The 15,916-nt window shown below is 65.3% G+C and carries 14 protein-coding genes; 13 read left to right on the top strand and 1 reads right to left on the bottom strand.

Annotated elements, in window-relative coordinates:
* Nucleotides 1-37: 37 nt before the first annotated feature.
* The 10 genes from F6X40_RS14410 to F6X40_RS42275 all read left to right on the top strand — a co-directional run bounded on the left by F6X40_RS14410 (nucleotide 38) and on the right by F6X40_RS42275 (nucleotide 9,351).
* A complete protein-coding gene (locus tag F6X40_RS14410) occupies nucleotides 38-778 on the top strand; it encodes a 3-ketoacyl-ACP reductase (protein WP_184003457.1) in 741 nt (246 codons plus the stop codon).
* A 137-nt stretch (nucleotides 779-915) separates the two neighbouring features.
* Nucleotides 916-1,533, top strand: coding sequence for a polyhydroxyalkanoate synthesis repressor PhaR (gene phaR / locus F6X40_RS14405; RefSeq protein ID WP_184028813.1), 618 nt, complete (start codon nucleotides 916-918; stop codon nucleotides 1,531-1,533).
* Nucleotides 1,534-1,806: 273 nt separating this feature from the next.
* Entirely contained in the window at nucleotides 1,807-2,850 is a 1,044-nt protein-coding gene (locus tag F6X40_RS14400) for a tRNA dihydrouridine synthase (RefSeq protein WP_187628299.1), read from the top strand.
* A gap of 81 nt (nucleotides 2,851-2,931) precedes the next feature.
* Nucleotides 2,932-4,326: a 30S ribosomal protein S12 methylthiotransferase RimO gene (gene rimO, locus F6X40_RS14395; protein WP_184043864.1), complete on the top strand. Its 1,395-nt coding sequence runs from the start codon at nucleotides 2,932-2,934 to the stop codon at nucleotides 4,324-4,326.
* A 3-nt stretch (nucleotides 4,327-4,329) separates the two neighbouring features.
* Nucleotides 4,330-5,280 carry a sugar kinase gene (locus tag F6X40_RS14390; protein ID WP_187628298.1) on the top strand — a complete coding sequence of 317 codons (951 nt, stop codon included), beginning with the start codon at nucleotides 4,330-4,332 and terminating at the stop codon, nucleotides 5,278-5,280.
* Between the two features lie 87 nt (nucleotides 5,281-5,367).
* The gene (bktB, locus tag F6X40_RS14385; RefSeq protein ID WP_187628297.1) at nucleotides 5,368-6,552 is read left to right on the top strand and encodes a beta-ketothiolase BktB; all 1,185 of its coding nucleotides are present in this window, start codon (nucleotides 5,368-5,370) and stop codon (nucleotides 6,550-6,552) included.
* A 63-nt stretch (nucleotides 6,553-6,615) separates the two neighbouring features.
* Entirely contained in the window at nucleotides 6,616-7,266 is a 651-nt protein-coding gene (locus F6X40_RS14380) for a hypothetical protein (RefSeq protein ID WP_187628296.1), read from the top strand.
* Nucleotides 7,267-7,350: 84 nt separating this feature from the next.
* Complete coding sequence (locus F6X40_RS14375) at nucleotides 7,351-8,535, top strand: cystathionine beta-lyase (RefSeq protein WP_187628295.1); 1,185 nt, start codon at nucleotides 7,351-7,353, stop codon at nucleotides 8,533-8,535.
* Between the two features lie 183 nt (nucleotides 8,536-8,718).
* Nucleotides 8,719-9,168 carry a hypothetical protein gene (locus tag F6X40_RS42280; protein ID WP_260330563.1) on the top strand — a complete coding sequence of 150 codons (450 nt, stop codon included), beginning with the start codon at nucleotides 8,719-8,721 and terminating at the stop codon, nucleotides 9,166-9,168.
* A 51-nt stretch (nucleotides 9,169-9,219) separates the two neighbouring features.
* Nucleotides 9,220-9,351: a hypothetical protein gene (locus F6X40_RS42275; protein WP_260321381.1), complete on the top strand. Its 132-nt coding sequence runs from the start codon at nucleotides 9,220-9,222 to the stop codon at nucleotides 9,349-9,351.
* A 78-nt stretch (nucleotides 9,352-9,429) separates the two neighbouring features.
* Here the strand turns inward: F6X40_RS42275 and serB are convergent, their stop codons facing one another.
* Nucleotides 9,430-10,269 carry a phosphoserine phosphatase SerB gene (serB, locus tag F6X40_RS14365; protein ID WP_187628294.1) on the bottom strand — a complete coding sequence of 280 codons (840 nt, stop codon included), beginning with the start codon at nucleotides 10,267-10,269 and terminating at the stop codon, nucleotides 9,430-9,432.
* A gap of 281 nt (nucleotides 10,270-10,550) precedes the next feature.
* Between serB and F6X40_RS14360 the strand changes: the two genes are divergently transcribed.
* From F6X40_RS14360 to ligD, 3 genes are all read left to right on the top strand, one after another.
* Nucleotides 10,551-11,786, top strand: coding sequence for a cytochrome P450 (locus F6X40_RS14360; protein WP_187628293.1), 1,236 nt, complete (start codon nucleotides 10,551-10,553; stop codon nucleotides 11,784-11,786).
* Between the two features lie 201 nt (nucleotides 11,787-11,987).
* Entirely contained in the window at nucleotides 11,988-12,998 is a 1,011-nt protein-coding gene (locus F6X40_RS14355) for a Ku protein (RefSeq protein WP_187628292.1), read from the top strand.
* A 48-nt stretch (nucleotides 12,999-13,046) separates the two neighbouring features.
* On the top strand, nucleotides 13,047-15,863 hold the full coding sequence (ligD, locus tag F6X40_RS14350; RefSeq protein WP_187628291.1) for a DNA ligase D: 2,817 nt from the start codon (nucleotides 13,047-13,049) through the stop codon (nucleotides 15,861-15,863).
* Nucleotides 15,864-15,916 lie beyond the last annotated feature (53 nt).

Here is a 15,916-nt window from a genome sequence, read left to right as displayed (position 1 = left end):
CGGCAGGCGCCTCGACAACGATAACGGAGTGTGGTTTATGACACAGCGAATTGCGTACGTAACGGGCGGCATGGGCGGCATCGGCACCAGCATCTGCCAGCGTCTGCACAAGGAAGGCTTCAGGGTGATCGCCGGCTGCGGCCCGAATTCGCCGCGCCGTGCGAAGTGGCTCGACGAGCAGAAGGTACTCGGCTACGACTTCGTCGCCTCCGAGGGTAACGTCGGTGACTGGCAATCGACCAAGGACGCATTCGACAAGGTCAAGGCCGAAGTCGGCGAGATCGACGTGCTGGTCAACAATGCCGGCATCACGCGCGACGTCGTGTTCCGCAAGATGACGCACGAAGACTGGACGGCGGTGATCGACACCAATCTGACCAGCCTGTTCAACGTCACCAAGCAGGTGATCGACGGCATGGTCGAGCGGGGCTTTGGCCGGGTGATCAACATTTCGTCGGTGAACGGCCAGAAGGGCCAGTTCGGCCAGACCAATTATTCGACCGCGAAGGCCGGCATTCACGGCTTTACGATGTCGCTCGCGCAGGAAGTCGCGACCAAGGGCGTGACGGTCAACACCGTGTCGCCGGGCTACATCGGCACCGACATGGTCAAGGCGATTCGCCCGGACGTGCTGGAAAAGATCGTCGCGACGATTCCGGTGCGCCGCCTCGGTCAGCCGGGCGAAATCGGCTCGATCGTCGCGTGGCTTGCGTCGGAAGAATCGGGCTTCGCCACGGGCGCCGATTTTTCGCTGAACGGCGGCTTGCATATGGGCTGAGCCATCGGCGCGCCGGACCGGAAGGCGGCGCGCTTCGGCTCAGATGGTTTCGCCGGCGTCCCGGCTGCGCAATGGATCCCGTTGCACAACCCGGACGCCGTTTCCGCGTTTGCTTAACTCGAGCTTAAAGGCGTTACATGACTACTACTACAAAGAAAACGGCCGAACGACTGATCAAGAAATATCCGAATCGTCGGCTCTACGACACCGAGACGAGTACCTACATCACGCTGACTGATGTGAAGCAACTCGTGCTCGATCAGGAAGATTTCAAGGTGATCGATGCCAAAAGCAACGAGGACCTGACGCGCTCGATCCTGCTGCAGATCATTCTCGAAGAAGAGAGCGGCGGCCTGCCGATGTTCTCGTCGTCGATGCTGTCGCAGATCATCCGGTTCTACGGTCATGCGATGCAAGGCATGATGGGCACGTATCTGGAAAAGAACATCCAGGCCTTCATCGACATTCAGGCGAAGCTTGCCGACCAGTCGAAGAATCTCTATGAAGGCAAGGCGATGAACCCCGAAGTCTGGTCGCAGTTCATGAACATGCAGGCGCCGATGATGCAGGGCATGATGACCAGCTACATCGAGCAATCGAAGAACATGTTCGTGCAGATGCAGGAGCAGATGCAGAATCAGGCGAAGACCATGTTCGCCACGTTCCCGTTTACGCCGGGCGGCGCGGTCAACGCGAGCAATGCGAGCAATGCGCCGGCCACGCCGCAGGCCAATCCGGAGACGGAGAAGAAGTGAAGGAGTGAATGGCGGCGAGCTCGCGGGAGTGCAGCCGCCGACGCGCTACAATGGCGGCCCGCGCGGGGGGACGCTGTTCCGTCGGAACCGGATTCCGGCCGCGGCTCGATGTCCGTTGCGTCCACTGCCGGCACACCGCTGCTTGCGCCGTTACCGTTTCTTCCGCTGGACCCGTCCTATGTTTCAAACCGTCTCCCCGATCGCGTCAGCGTCTTCCGTTGCGAAGGCCGCGCGGATCATTCTGCTCTGACTCGCCGTTCACCCACACCGCTCATGAGCCGGCTGTTTCTCGCCCCGATGGAAGGGCTCGCTGACTATGTGCTGCGCGACGTGCTGACGAGCGCGGGCGCTTTCGACGGCTGCGTATCCGAGTTCATCCGCATCACAGGCTCGCTGCTGCCAACCCGCGTCTACGAGCGCGAGGCGCCCGAAATCCTGCACGCGAGCGTGACCGCCAGTGGCACGCCGATGGTGATCCAGCTGCTCGGCAGCGATCCCGAGTGGATGGCACGCAATGCCGCGTACGCGGCCATGCTGTCGCCCTACGGTATCGACCTGAACTTCGGCTGTCCCGCCAAAGTCGTCAATCAGCACGGCGGCGGCGCGATGCTGCTCGCGAACCCGAAGTTGCTGAACCAGATCGTCTCGGCCGTGCGCGCCGCGGTGCCTGCCGATATCGCGGTGACGGCAAAAATGCGCCTCGGCGTGTCCGACACGTCGCGGGCGATCGAATGCGCGCAGGCGCTCGCGGACGGCGGCGCGGCCTCGCTCGTCGTGCATGCGCGCACGCGCGACGACCGCTATCGGCCGCCTGCGCACTGGGAGTGGATCGCGCGCATCGACGACGCCGTCGATGTGCCCGTCATCGCGAACGGCGAAGTCTGGACGGTGGCGGACTGGCAGCGTTGCCGCTCGGTCAGCGGCTGCGCGGACGTGATGATCGGGCGCGGCGCCGTGTCGGATCCGTTCCTCGCGCAGCGAATCCGCGGGCTCCTCGACCCGTGTCCATCTGCCGACGAATGGCAGCAGGTGCTGGGTTCGATCGTCGGCTACATGAACAAGCTGCGGGCGCATGGCACGCTGACCCATGAGCACGGCCGCGTCAAGAAGTGGCTCAGCTACCTGCAGCGGACCTGGCCGCAAGCCGCCGAACTGCATGCGGCGATCCGGCGAGTGCAGGACTCTGACGAAATTCTTACGGTAATCGGCCAGGCGCTGGCGGCCGGAGCCGCGTCGGCGCCGACGCGTCAGCACGTTTCCAGCGACGAAAATGGCGAGCTGAATCAACCCGATCCTGCCGAACCCATCCCCGTTTGAAGACTAGAATTCAAAGACTTACGAGCGGTGGCGGTGGCGAACCGCTACAATTCAGGGTTTAACGTCTTCAAGCGGTTCCCCATGTCTTCCACCCCCTCGAACGCTCCGGCCGTGCCGGGCGCCACGCCGAAAGTCGGCTTCGTCTCTCTCGGCTGCCCCAAGGCCCTCGTCGATTCCGAGCAGATCATCACCCAGTTGCGCGCCGAAGGCTACGAAATCTCCGGCACCTATGACGGCGCGGACCTCGTGGTCGTCAACACCTGCGGCTTCATCGACGAAGCCGTGCAGGAAAGCCTCGACGCGATCGGCGAAGCGCTCAACGAAAACGGCAAGGTGATCGTCACCGGTTGCCTCGGTGCGAAGAAGAGTGCGAGCGGCTCGGGGCTGATCGAGGAAGTGCATCCGAAGGTGCTCGCGGTGACCGGCCCGCACGCGCTCGGCGAGGTGATGCAGGCGGTGCACAGCCATCTGCCGAAGCCGCACGATCCGTTCGTCGATCTGGTGCCCGCCGCGGGCGTCAAGCTCACGCCGCGCCACTACGCGTACCTGAAGATTTCCGAAGGCTGCAATCACCGCTGCACGTTCTGCATCATCCCGTCGATGCGCGGCGATCTGGTGTCGCGCCCGGTCGCGGAAGTGATGCTCGAAGCGGAGAACCTGTTCAAGTCCGGCGTGAAGGAACTGCTCGTGATCTCGCAGGACACGAGCGCATATGGCGTCGACGTCAAATACCGCACCGGTTTCTGGAACGGCAAGCCGATCAAGACGCGCATGACGGATCTGGTCGCCGCGCTCGGCGAACTCGCCGCGCAGTATGGTGCGTGGGTGCGCCTGCATTACGTGTATCCGTATCCGAGCGTCGACGAAGTGATTCCGATGATGGCCGAGGGTCCGTACAAGGGCCACGTGCTGCCGTATCTCGACGTGCCGTTCCAGCACGCGCATCCGGAAGTGCTGAAGCGCATGAAGCGCCCGGCCAACGCCGGGAAGGTGATGGAGCGCGTCAAGGCCTGGCGCGAGATCTGCCCCGATCTGACGATCCGCAGCACGTTCATCGCCGGTTTTCCGGGCGAGACCGAAGAGCAGTTCGAGACGCTGCTCGATTTCATCCGCGAGGCGGAACTCGATCGCGTCGGCTGTTTCGCGTATTCGCCGGTCGAAGGCGCGAGCGCGAATGAACTCGACGGCGCGCTGCCCGATGAAGTGCGTGAGGAACGTCGCGCGCGCTTCATGGAAGTGGCCGAACAGGTGTCGGCCAAGCGCATCGCGAGGAAGGTCGGCAAGACGCTGAAGGTGCTCGTCGACGAAATCAACGCGGACGGCGGCATCGGCCGCACCGCGGCGGATGCGCCGGAGATCGACGGCGTCGTCTATATCGCGCCGTCCGCCAAGGCGTCGAAGCGCTACAAGGTCGGCGATTTCGTATCGGTGAAGATCACCGGCGCGGACGGCCACGATTTGTGGGGCGAGGTCTAGGCGATGACGCACAGCGCGGCCGCACAGCCTGAAGCTCACACACCGGACATCCTCGCGCTCGGCGAGGCGATGATCGAATTCAACCAGTCGGCGAAGGATCAACCGAACTACCTGCAAGGCTTCGGCGGCGACACCTCGAACTTCTGCATCGCGGCCGCGCGCCAGGGTGCGAGGACCGGCTTCGTGTCGGCGGTCGGCGCCGATCATTTCGGACGCCTGCTGGTCGATCTGTGGCAGCGCGAGCAGGTCGACACGTCGTTCGTGCGCATCGATGCGCAAGCGTCGACCGGCGTCTATTTCGTGTCTCACGGCCCCAACGGCCACGCGTTCGACTATCTGCGCGCGGGCTCGGCGGCGAGCCGCTATGCACCCGCCGATCTGCCGCGCGATGCGCTCGCGGCGGCGAAGGTCGTCCATCTGTCCGGCATCAGTCTCGCGATCAGCGTCAGCGCCTGCGACGCCGCGCTCGAAGCGATCGCGCATGCGCGCGCGAATGGCGCGCGCGTGAGCTTCGACACCAATCTGCGTCTTAAGCTGTGGCCGCTGGCGCGGGCGCGCGCGGTGATGCTCGAGGCGATCCGCCAGACTGACATCTGCCTGCCGAGCTGGGACGATGTGACCGAACTGACGGGGCTGACCGGCCGTGACGAGATCGTCGATTTTCTGCTGTCGCATGGGCCGGGCGTGGTCGCGCTGAAGCTCGGCAAGGACGGCTCGTATATCGCGACGCCGAACGAGCGGCGCGTCGTGCCGGGCCATGTCGTCGACGCGGTCGATGCAACCGGCGCCGGCGACTGTTTCGGCGGCGCCTTCATCGCGCGCATCGTCGCGGGCGACGATCCATTTGCCGCCGCGCGCTACGCGAACGTTGCCGCCGCGCTGTCCACGCAAGGTTATGGCGCGGTCGCGCCGATTCCGTCGCGCGAGACCGTCGAGCGGCGGCTGGCGAACTAGGTTTTACGTAAGCCGCGCGCGGCGCAGCATGGCCCGCGCTGGTGCAATCATCCAGGCAGACTGGAGAGACAACAGGAGGGACAAGCGATGCAACGGGACGTAGTGGTGGTAAGTGGTGTGCGCACGGCAATCGGCACGTTCGGCGGCAGCCTGAAGGATTTCGCGCCGACCGATCTCGGCGCGCGCGTGGTGCGCGAAGCGCTCGAGCGCGCGAGCGTGTCGGGCGACGAAGTCGGACACGTCGTGTTCGGCAACGTCGTGCACACCGAGCCGAAAGACATGTATCTCGCGCGCGTCGCGGCGATCAACGGCGGGGTCGCGCAGCATACGCCCGCGCTGACCGTGAACCGGCTGTGCGGCTCGGGCTTGCAGGCCATCGTTTCGGCCGCGCAGAGCGTGCTGCTCGGCGATGCCGATATCGCGATCGGCGGCGGCGCTGAAAACATGAGCCGCGCGCCTTACTCGATGCCGGCCGCGCGCTTCGGACAGCGCATGGGCGACGCGCGTCTGGTCGACATGATGGTCGGCGCGCTCAACGATCCTTTCCAGTCGATCCACATGGGCGTGACCGCCGAGAACGTCGCGCGCAAGTACGAGATCTCGCGCGACGCGCAGGACGCGCTCGCGCTCGAGTCGCATCGTCGCGCGGCCCACGCGATCACGAGCGGCTACTTCAAGGAACAGATTCTGCCGATCACGATTGCGTCGAAGAAGGGCGACGTCGTGTTCGACACGGACGAGCACGCGAGGCTGAACGCAACGGCGGACGACTTCGCGAAGTTGAAGCCGGTGTTCGCGAAGGAAAACGGCACGGTGACGGCGGGCAACGCGTCGGGCATCAATGACGCGGCCGCGGCCGTCGTACTGATGGAGCGTAGCGTCGCCGAGCGGCGCGGCGTGAAACCGTTGGCGCGGCTCGTGTCGTACGCGCATGCGGGCGTCGATCCGGCGTATATGGGCATCGGGCCGGTGCCGGCGAGCCGCAAGGCGCTCGAGCGGGCGGGTCTCACGGTCGCCGATCTCGACGTGATCGAGGCCAACGAGGCATTCGCCGCGCAGGCCTGCGCGGTCAGCAAGGAGCTCGGCTTCGATCCGGCCAAGGTCAATCCGAACGGCTCGGGCATTTCGCTCGGCCATCCGATCGGCGCGACCGGCGCGCTGATCACCGTGAAGGCGCTGTACGAGCTGCAGCGCATCGGCGGGCGCTATGCGCTCGTCACAATGTGCATCGGCGGCGGGCAGGGGATCGCGGCGGTTTTCGAGCGTCTGTGAGCGCGCACGGCAGGCCGGCGCGACATAGGTAGCAAGCAGGAACCAGCAACAAGGATCGACGGGATGCAGGAAGCGAAAGTGACGAAGGGTTCGGCAACCCGCACGTTGCGCCGGCGCGCCGGCGTGGTGGTGAGTGCCGCCGCGCTGTTGTGCACGGGCACGGTGCTGTGGATGCCGTCGCAGGCGTGGGCGGAAAGCGATGCGGTCAAGGCACTGGCCGCGCCGCCGCCGATCCAGCTGCCGCTGAAACCGAGCCCCGAGTTCGCGAAGTTTCCGCGCTACGTGGGCACGCTCGGCGCGCGGCCGATCGTGCTGCGGCTCGGGCCCAAGACCGACGATCCATCTGGCGTGCACGGCGAGTATCAGTACACCGATAGCGGCGAGGTGATTCTGATCGCCGGCGATCGCGACGGCGATACGCTCGAAGTCGAGGAATCGAACGACGGCACGCATATCACCGGCAACTGGGTCGGCAAGTTCGCGGCGGACGGCTCGCTCGAAGGCGACCGCATGAACGTCGACGATTCGAACCCTCAGGAATTCAACCTGAAGCCGCTGGCGGCAGCCGGTTCGGCCGGCGGTGCGGCGACGAGGCCTGCAGCCCCCTCACCGCAACCGGCCGCGGCCAACGGCGCAGCGGCGGTTCCCGCGCCGGCACCCGCTACCGGCGGGCACCCAGTGGGCGGCGTCAGCAACCTGCAAACGGGCTACTGATGCGCGCGCGCGCCGGGCATCCGGAATCGCGCAGCGCGGCCGTTGCTTCAGGCTCGCTTCACGATGTTTTTCACCGAGCTTCACATGACTGAATCCACATTCAAACATGGCCTGCAGACCCGCATCGTGCGTGCCGAGGACCAGATCACGCCGGGCTTCGAATCGTTCTCGACGCCCGTCACGCGCGCGTCGACGGTGGTGTTTCCCGACCTCGCCGCGATGCGCGCGCTCGACTGGAAAAACGACGCGCAATGGCGCTACGGCCTGCATGCGACGCCGACGCAGATCGCGCTCGCTCAGCGCCTCGCCGCGATCGAGGGCGGCAATCATGCGCTGCTGCAGCCGTCGGGGCTGTCGTCGATCTCGAACGTCTACTTCGGCCTCGTGAAGGCCGGCGACGACGTGCTGATTCCCGATAACGTGTACTCGCCGAACCGCGACCACGGCGACTGGCTCGCGCGCGATTTCGGTATCACGGCGCGCTACTACGATCCGCTGATCGGCGCGGGCATCGCCAGTCTGATCCAGCCGAACACGCGCCTGATCTGGATCGAGGCGCCCGGCTCGGTGACGATGGAAGTGCCCGACGTACCGGCCATCACGGCGGCGGCGCGCGCGCGCAAGGTCGTCACCGCGATCGACAATACGTGGTCCGCGGGCCTCGCGTTCCGGCCGTTCGACCACGGCGTCGACATCTCGGTGCAGGCGCTGACCAAATACCAGTCGGGCGGCGGCGACGTGCTGATGGGCGCGACGATCACGGTCGACCGCGACGTGCATGTGAAGCTGAAGGCGGCGCGCATGCGCATGGGCATCGGCGTGTCCTCGGACGACTGCTCGCTGATCCTGCGCAGCCTGCCGAGCATGCAGTTGCGTTTCGCGCAGCACGATCGCGTGGCGCTGTCGCTCGCGACGTGGTTGAAGAGCCGGCCGGAAATCGTCGCGGTGTTGCATCCGGCGCTCGGTGACTGTCCGGGGCACGAAGTGTACAAGCGCGATTTCAGCGGCGCGGGCGGACTGTTCTCGGTGGTGTTCGACGAACGGTACAGCGCGGCGCGGATCGACACGTTTTGCGAGTCGCTCGAACTGTTTTCGCTCGGCTGGAGCTGGGGCGGCGCGCACAGCCTCGCGATGCCGTACGACATCGCGTCGATGCGCACTGCGGCGCAGTGGCCGCGTCGCGGCACGTTGGTGCGCTTCTATATCGGTCTGGAAGACGAGGCGGACCTGCGTGCGGATATCGAGCAGAGCCTGGCCAAACTGGCTTAACGCGCGTTAGCCCTGTTCGACACGTTGTTCGAGAAGCCCGCCGGGATGTGTTCCCGGCGGGCTTTTTTGTTGCCCTGAGTATCAGGCAGACCCGACCGTTCGGCCGAATGTTCGATGCCGCTTCGCGACGCTACGATCGTGTGCCTGCCGGATAACGTTGCGGCGCTCGGGGGAGGGGCTTGGATGAATCTTTTCTTCTGGCTGTTGCTGAACCTTGCGGTGCCGATTGCCGGGCCGATCTTTACGCTCGCGCTCGTCGCGCCCGCGTATGGCTGGCGCGTTGCCAGGACGATGATTGCGGCGTCGGTCGAGGACGGGCAACTGTTCTGGTGTGCGATCGGACTTTGCGCCGCCGCGATTTATGAGGCGGTGATGGCCTTGGAGCAGGGCAGCGGGGAGACGTCGATGCTTGCGTTGGGGATCGTTGGGTTCTGCGGGTTGGCGTTCGCCTGTTCCATAGCCGTGATGGCGTGCTTACTCAAGGTGCGGCGGGACGGCTTCGGCACTGTTATCGATCACCGGCAGACCGAGTCCGTGGTTGGCGCGCTATCACGTGGGGCGATAGGCACGTCAATTTTCATGACCTGCCTGGCGGCGCTTCTATCCGCGGCCCTGCACATTTACCTCAATTAGTTTTATTGGATAGTGCAGCTCTTATACTTGTTCTGTCTTGTGGAGGAGCTTATGAAACAATTTATCCTGTCATTGGAAATAGGCAAAAATCACGATCGCATCATGAAGGGCGTGTTGATCTTCAGCATCCTGATTTCCATCGGCATGTTCGCGCTGTTCCTGCCGGCCATTTTCAACAGATAACGCAACGGTTCGCGCGGCTCGCTAGCGCGTCGGTCGTTGTGCCGACGCGAGCGATAACGAATCCCTCGAGCGCCAGCCTCAAACCAACCGCAGCAAACCGTCCAGTCCAACGAAATTGAACGACACGCTGGCTGCTTCCCGCACCACCGGCTTCGCCCGGAATGCAACGGAGAGTCCCGCTTCGGCCATCATTTTCAGGTCGTTCGAGCCGTCGCCCATCGCAATTGCACGCGACGGTTCGATGCCGAGCGTCGCGCAGGTTTCGCGCAACGAGCGCGCTTTCACGTCGGCATTGACGATCTCGCCCATCACATTGCCGGTCAGCTTGCCGTCGATGATTTCAAGCGTGTTCGCGCGCGTGAAATCGAGCCCAAGGCGCGTCTTCAGCTTCGCGGTGAAGAACGTGAAGCCGCCCGACACGAGCAGCGTTTTCAGGCCCGCCTGTTTCGCGCCGGCCAGCATGCGTTCGGCGCCCGGCGACAACCGCAGCCGCTCCTCGTACACGCGCTCGAGCGCGCTGGCGTCGAGCCCTTTCAGCAGCGCGACCCGACGAATCAGGCTCTCGTTGAAGTCCTTGATCTCACCGCGCATCGCAGCCTCGGTGATCGCCGCGACTTCGGCTTTGAGCCCGCAGAAATCGGCGATTTCGTCGATGCACTCGATCGTGATCAGCGTCGAATCCATGTCCATCGCGACGAGGCCGAAGTCGCTCAACTGGCGGCCGGTTTCGACAAACGCGTAGTCGAGTCGATGCGCATAGCAATACGCTTCGACGTCGGCGCGTTGCGCGAGGTTCGCGTCGGCGATGCGAATCGCGTGCTCGTCGATCACGGCGGCGTGCGAGCCGCGTGCGAGCGCGACGAGCGTTTTGTGGTGGTCGGCGGAAAGGGGGGCGACGCTTTGAATGACGAGGTTCATGGACGACCGGTGACGCGGGAAGAAAGAGGCGCGTGGCGCGCGGAAAATCCCGCTATTGTATCGGTTCTGTGCGTTGGCCCGTCGCAGGCGGCTATGCCGGGCTTGCCGTGCGCTCCGGCAACGTGCGGTTCATACTGGCGCATCGAATCATGTGATGCAGTCGTCGCGTTGGCTGAAGCCGGCGATCGGCGCATCGCCGTAACGGAACAGGCCGAACGAATACGGTCACACGAACCCACCACCCCACACGGGCGCAACAAGACGCCCCACGGAGACAACGCATGACCCCGGCAACCGCCGGCGAGGCATCCTCCCTTGCCCGCGACTTCGATCTGCGTCATCTGAGCCCGGCGTTCTACGCCGATCCCTATCCGGTCTATCACGCACTGCGCAGCTATGAGCCAATCCGGCGCATGCCCGACGGCTCGCTGTTCCTGACGCGCTTTCGCGACGTGCAGGCGGTCTACCGCGACCCCAAGACCTTCAGCTCCGACAAGACCGTCGAGTTCCGCCCGAAATACGGCGACTCTCTCCTCTACGCGCATCACACCACGAGTCTCGTGTTCAACGATCCACCGCGCCATACGCGGGTGCGCAAGCTGATCGCCGGCGCGCTGACCGCGCGCGCGATCGCGGCGATGGAGCCCGCCCTGATCCGGCTCGTCGACGGCCTGCTCGATGCGGCCGCGCAGCGCGGGTGTATCGATCTGATCGGCGAATTCGCGGCGGCGATTCCGGTCGAGGTCATCGGCAATCTGCTCGACGTGCCGCACGATGAACGCGCGCCGCTGCGCGACTGGTCGCTCGCGATACTGGGCGCGCTCGAGCCGTCGCTGACCGACGCGCAGTTCGAGCGCGGCAATCGCGCGGTCAGCGAATTCGTCGACTATCTGCGCGGCCTCGTCGCACGACGCCGCCGCGAGCCGGGCGATCCGCAGCACGACGTGCTGACGCGGCTGATCCAGGGAGAGGGGCCGGACGAGCAGCTATCTGAAGCCGAACTGCTGCAGAACTGCATTTTCATCCTGAACGCCGGGCACGAAACGACCACCAACCTGATCGGCAACGGGCTCGTCACGCTGAGCGAGTGGCCTGACGAGCGTGCCGCGCTGCTGCGCGAGCGGGAGTTGATCGGCACCGCGGTCGAGGAGTGCTTGCGCTTCGAGAGTTCGAACCAGCTCGGCAATCGCATGGCCACCGTCGATACCGAGATCGGCGGCGTCGCGCTCGCGCGCGGCACACCGGTCACGCTGTGCATCGGCGCGGCCAATCGCGATCCCGAGCAGTTTGCCGAGCCGGACCGCTTCGATATCCGCCGCGACCCGAACCGGCATCTCGCGTTCGGGTTCGGGATTCATCAGTGCGCGGGTCTGTCGCTGGCGCGGCTGGAAGCGCGGATTGCGATCGGGCGCTTCGTGCAGCGCTTCCCGGCGTATCGCGTCGATGGTGAGCCGACGCGGGGCGGTCGCGTGCGGTTTCGCGGGTTTGCGTCGGTACCGGTCCTGCTCGAGCCTTGATGCGGGCGCCGCGTAGACCGCGCGCACCAGGAAAACCGTAGGTTTTGCCGCCTCGTCGCAAGACTTACAACCCCATGACAGCACGCCGCCGGGCCGAACCGCTCCTGCTTTACGCGCGGCAGCAGTGTCGAGCGCGCCGAAACGCGGGCACGCTTGCTGCTTCGCCTGATATCTCAGGGCCATGGGACAGGGGAGCGCGCGATGGCACACATGATCTGGAAGGGCGCAATCAGTTTCGGGCTCGTCCACGTACCGGTGCAGCTTTATCCGGCGACGCAGTCGGAGAAGGTCGGCTTCAATCTGCTCGACAAGCGCACGATCGATCCGATCGGCTACAAGCAGATCAACAAGCGGACCGGCAAGGACGTGACCCGCGACAACATCGTGCGCGGCTTCGAGTACGAGAAGGATCACTACGTCGTGCTGTCGGACGACGAAATCCGCTCGGCGAACCCCGAGTCGACGCAGACGGTCGACATCCTCGCGTTCGTCGACGCCCCCGACATCTCGTTTCTCTATCTCGATACGCCGTATTTCCTGACGCCCGACCGCAAGGGTGAAAAGGTCTATGCGCTATTGCGCGAGGCGATGACGGCGTCGGGCAAAATCGGCGTCGCGAGTGTCGTGCTGCACAACAAGCAGCATCTGGCGGCGCTGATTCCGCTCGGTCCGATGCTCGCGCTGAACACACTGCGCTGGGCCGACGAGGTGCGCAATTTCGACGAATTCAACGTGCCGCCCGAAGGCATGAAGGCCGCCGGCGTGTCGGCGAAAGAACTCGACATGGCGAAAAAGCTGATCGACGACATGAGCGAGCCGTGGGACCCGATGCAGTATCACGATACGTTTCGCGACGACATCATGGCGCTCGTCGAGCGCAAGATCCAGGCGGGCAAGACCGAGGAGGTCGTCGAGGTCGAAACGCCGCACGAGTCGCGCAAGTCCGCCGACATTCTCGACCTGTCCGATCTGCTGCGCCGCAGTCTTGGCCGCGGCAAGGGCAAGCAGGCCGCCACAGGCCGCAAGCGCGCCGCCGACGAGGACGAGGATCAGAGCGATAGCGAGGCCGAGTCCGATGAAGAGGCGGCAGCGCCCGCGCGCAAAAAGCCGCGCCCGGCAAGCACGGCGCGCAGTCGCAGCGGTAGCGGCGGCAGCGGGCGCGCGACGTCGAAAACCACCGCAACGTCCCGCAAACGGCGCGCGGCGGCCTGAGCGCGCGGCCGAGCCGTCTATGGCACCAAACGCACCGGAGTCATCGCCATGAACGACCGGCTCGACCACTATCATCGCAAGCGCCGCTTCGAGGACACGCCGGAGCCGGCCGGCGCGACGACCCGCGAGCGCGCCGCGAGCAAGACCGGCAAGCGCGCGACGCGTGCCGCGCCCGATACGCTCTCCTACGTGATCCAGGAGCACGACGCGCGGCGTCTGCACTACGACTTCCGGCTCGAACTGAACGGCGCGCTGCTGTCGTGGGCGGTTCCGAAGGGGCCGAGCCTCGACCCGTCGGTCAAGCGGCTCGCGGTGCACGTCGAGGACCATCCGGTCGAATACGGTACCTTCGAGGGCGAGATTCCGCCCGGCAACTACGGCGCGGGTACCGTGATCGTGTGGGATCGCGGCACGTGGGAGCCGGCGGGCGGCGCGGCCGAAGCCGCGCGGTCGTACGCGGCCGGCAAGCTCAAGTTTCATTTGCACGGCGAGAAGCTGCATGGCGGCTGGACGCTCGTACGGAGCCACATGCGCGGCAGCGGCGACAAGGAGCAATGGCTGCTGATCAAGGAGCGCGACGAGGAAGCGCGCGACGAAAGCGACTACGACGTGCTGAAGAAGCTGCCGGGCAGCGTGCTGGCCGACAGAGCTTCGAAAGGCAGGAAAACGAAGCAATCGAAAGCGCAGACGAAAACCTCGCGCGACGGCAAGGCCACGAGCGCGGGCAAGCCGGCGAAATCCGCATCCTCGCGCCGCGCAGCCGATCCCAAACGCCCCGACATCGTCGCGACGCGCAGCGCGCAGTCGCTACGCGAACTCGCCGCATCGCCATCGATCGAAGGCGCGGTCGCAGCGGCCTTGCCCGCGAGCCTGAAGCCGGAGCTGGCGACGCTCGTCGACAGCGCGCCGCCAGGCAATGACTGGCTCTACGAAATCAAGTTCGACGGCTACCGCGTGCTCGCGCGCATCGACCACGCCTCGAAAGCGAAGGGCGGTGCCGTCAGCGTTTTCACGCGCAACGGCAACGATTGGACCGCAAAGTTCAGCAAGCAGATCGAGGCGCTCGCGGCACTCGATGTGCAAAGCGCGTGGCTCGACGGCGAAGCGGTCGTACTCGATGAACGCGACGTGCCGAACTTCCAGTTGCTGCAAAACGCGTTCGATGCGCATCGCCCGCAGGACATCGTGATCTATCTGTTCGATCTGCCGTTTCTGAACGGCTACGACCTGCGCGACGTGCCGCTCGAACAGCGCCGCGCGATTTTGCGGGCGCTGCTCGAAGGCGTCGACGATCGCGTGCTGCGCTTTTCGAACGACTTCGCGTTCAGCGCCGACGAGTTGCTCAAGAGCGCGTGCGACATGGCGCTCGAAGGCATCATCGGCAAGCGGCGCGACAGCAGCTATGTGTCGGGCCGCTCGCCGTCGTGGATCAAGCTGAAGTGCCGGCGCCGCCAGGAGTTCGTGATCGGCGGCTATTCGGAGCCGGGCGGCAGCCGCGCGGCGTTCGGCGCGCTGCTGCTCGGCGTCTACGACGCCGATGGCCGGCTGCAGTACGCGGGCCGCGTCGGCACCGGCTTCGACGCCGCGCTGCTGCGCTCGGTCAAACAGGCGCTCGACGCGCACGCGAGCAAGCGCATGCCGTTCGCGAGCACACCGCGCGAGCGCAGCCGCACGCCCGTGCATTGGGTCGAGCCGGTGCTCGTTGCCGAATGCAACTTCGCCGAATGGACGAGCGACGGCATCGTGCGCCAGGCGTCGTTCGTCAGCCTGCGCGACGACAAGCCGGCGCGCCAGATCGTCAGGGAAACCGCCCGACAAGGAGTCGACGTGCAACAGCAAACCGAAACCGCCACCGCCGATACGCCGCAAACAGGCGCGCCGAAAAAGCGCGCAACCAGCAAGACCGCCAGTGCCGCCAGGCCCGCCGCCAAGGAAAGCGCGCCCGCCCGAACCACGGCAACACGCTCGCGTGCACAGAGCGAAATCGCCGGCGTGCGCATCTCGCATCCCGATCGTGTGATCGACAAGAGCAGCGGCGCAAGCAAACTCGAACTGGTGCAGTACTACGAATCAATCGCCGAATGGATGCTGCCGCATCTGCGCGAGCGGCCCGTCGCGCTGGTGCGCGCGCCCGAGGATATCGGCGGTGAGCTGTTCTTCCAGAAGCACAGCCAGAAGCTGTCGATTCCGCACGTCACGCAGCACGAGGGACTCGATCCGGGCCATCCTCCGCTGATCACGATCGACACGCTTGCCGCGCTGGTCGGCGCCGCGCAGATGGGCACCGTCGAGTTTCATACGTGGAATGCGGTCGCGTCGAATATCGAAAAGCCCGATCGCATGGTGTTCGATCTCGACCCGGACCCGTCGCTCGGCTGGGAACGCATGGTCGAGGCCGCGCAACTGACCCGCTCGCTGCTCGACGAACTGGGCCTGAAGTCGTTCTGCAAGACGAGCGGCGGCAAGGGCTTGCACGTGGTCGTGCCGCTCGCGAAGCAGGCCGGCTGGGACGAAGTGAAGGATTTCTCGCAGGCGGTCGCGCAGCACATGGCGACGACGCTGCCGCAGTACTTCAGCGCCAAGATGGGCGCGCAGAATCGCAAGAAAAAGATTTTCATCGACTATCTGCGCAACAACCGTGGCTCGAGCACGGTGGCCGCATTCTCGGCGCGCGCGCGGCCGGGGCTCGGGGTGTCGGTGCCGCTCGCGTGGGACGAACTGGAGAGCACGACGAGCGGCGATCAATGGGGCATCCGCAATGTCCGCGAGCGTGTGGACGGCCTCAGAAACGACCCGTGGGCCGACTACGCAAAGACGCGTCAGCGCATCACCGCGGCGATGAAAAAGCGTCTGGGCGTCGCGTGATGAGCGCTCGTCCGGGTGGCTGAATCCAACCCGCGAATTCGCCGTGCGTACTT

The organism is Paraburkholderia sp. UCT31, assembly GCF_014397655.1.
Classification (GTDB): domain Bacteria; phylum Pseudomonadota; class Gammaproteobacteria; order Burkholderiales; family Burkholderiaceae; genus Paraburkholderia; species Paraburkholderia tuberum.
Note: the sequence above shows the minus strand (reverse complement) of the source record. Positions and strands in the feature narration are given on the sequence as shown.

Excerpts from the sequence above, each read along its gene's own strand:
- F6X40_RS14410 (WP_184003457.1), top strand. The coding sequence starts at position 38 with ATGACACAGCGAATTGCGTACGTAACGGGCGGCATGGGCGGCATCGGC.
- phaR (WP_184028813.1), top strand. The coding sequence starts at position 916 with ATGACTACTACTACAAAGAAAACGGCCGAACGACTGATCAAGAAATAT.
- F6X40_RS14400 (WP_187628299.1), top strand. The coding sequence starts at position 1,807 with ATGAGCCGGCTGTTTCTCGCCCCGATGGAAGGGCTCGCTGACTATGTG.
- rimO (WP_184043864.1), top strand. The coding sequence starts at position 2,932 with ATGTCTTCCACCCCCTCGAACGCTCCGGCCGTGCCGGGCGCCACGCCG.
- F6X40_RS14390 (WP_187628298.1), top strand. The coding sequence starts at position 4,330 with ATGACGCACAGCGCGGCCGCACAGCCTGAAGCTCACACACCGGACATC.
- bktB (WP_187628297.1), top strand. The coding sequence starts at position 5,368 with ATGCAACGGGACGTAGTGGTGGTAAGTGGTGTGCGCACGGCAATCGGC.
- F6X40_RS14380 (WP_187628296.1), top strand. The coding sequence starts at position 6,616 with ATGCAGGAAGCGAAAGTGACGAAGGGTTCGGCAACCCGCACGTTGCGC.
- F6X40_RS14375 (WP_187628295.1), top strand. The coding sequence starts at position 7,351 with ATGACTGAATCCACATTCAAACATGGCCTGCAGACCCGCATCGTGCGT.
- F6X40_RS42280 (WP_260330563.1), top strand. The coding sequence starts at position 8,719 with ATGAATCTTTTCTTCTGGCTGTTGCTGAACCTTGCGGTGCCGATTGCC.
- F6X40_RS42275 (WP_260321381.1), top strand. The coding sequence starts at position 9,220 with ATGAAACAATTTATCCTGTCATTGGAAATAGGCAAAAATCACGATCGC.
- serB (WP_187628294.1), bottom strand. The coding sequence starts at position 10,269 with ATGAACCTCGTCATTCAAAGCGTCGCCCCCCTTTCCGCCGACCACCAC.
- F6X40_RS14360 (WP_187628293.1), top strand. The coding sequence starts at position 10,551 with ATGACCCCGGCAACCGCCGGCGAGGCATCCTCCCTTGCCCGCGACTTC.
- F6X40_RS14355 (WP_187628292.1), top strand. The coding sequence starts at position 11,988 with ATGGCACACATGATCTGGAAGGGCGCAATCAGTTTCGGGCTCGTCCAC.
- ligD (WP_187628291.1), top strand. The coding sequence starts at position 13,047 with ATGAACGACCGGCTCGACCACTATCATCGCAAGCGCCGCTTCGAGGAC.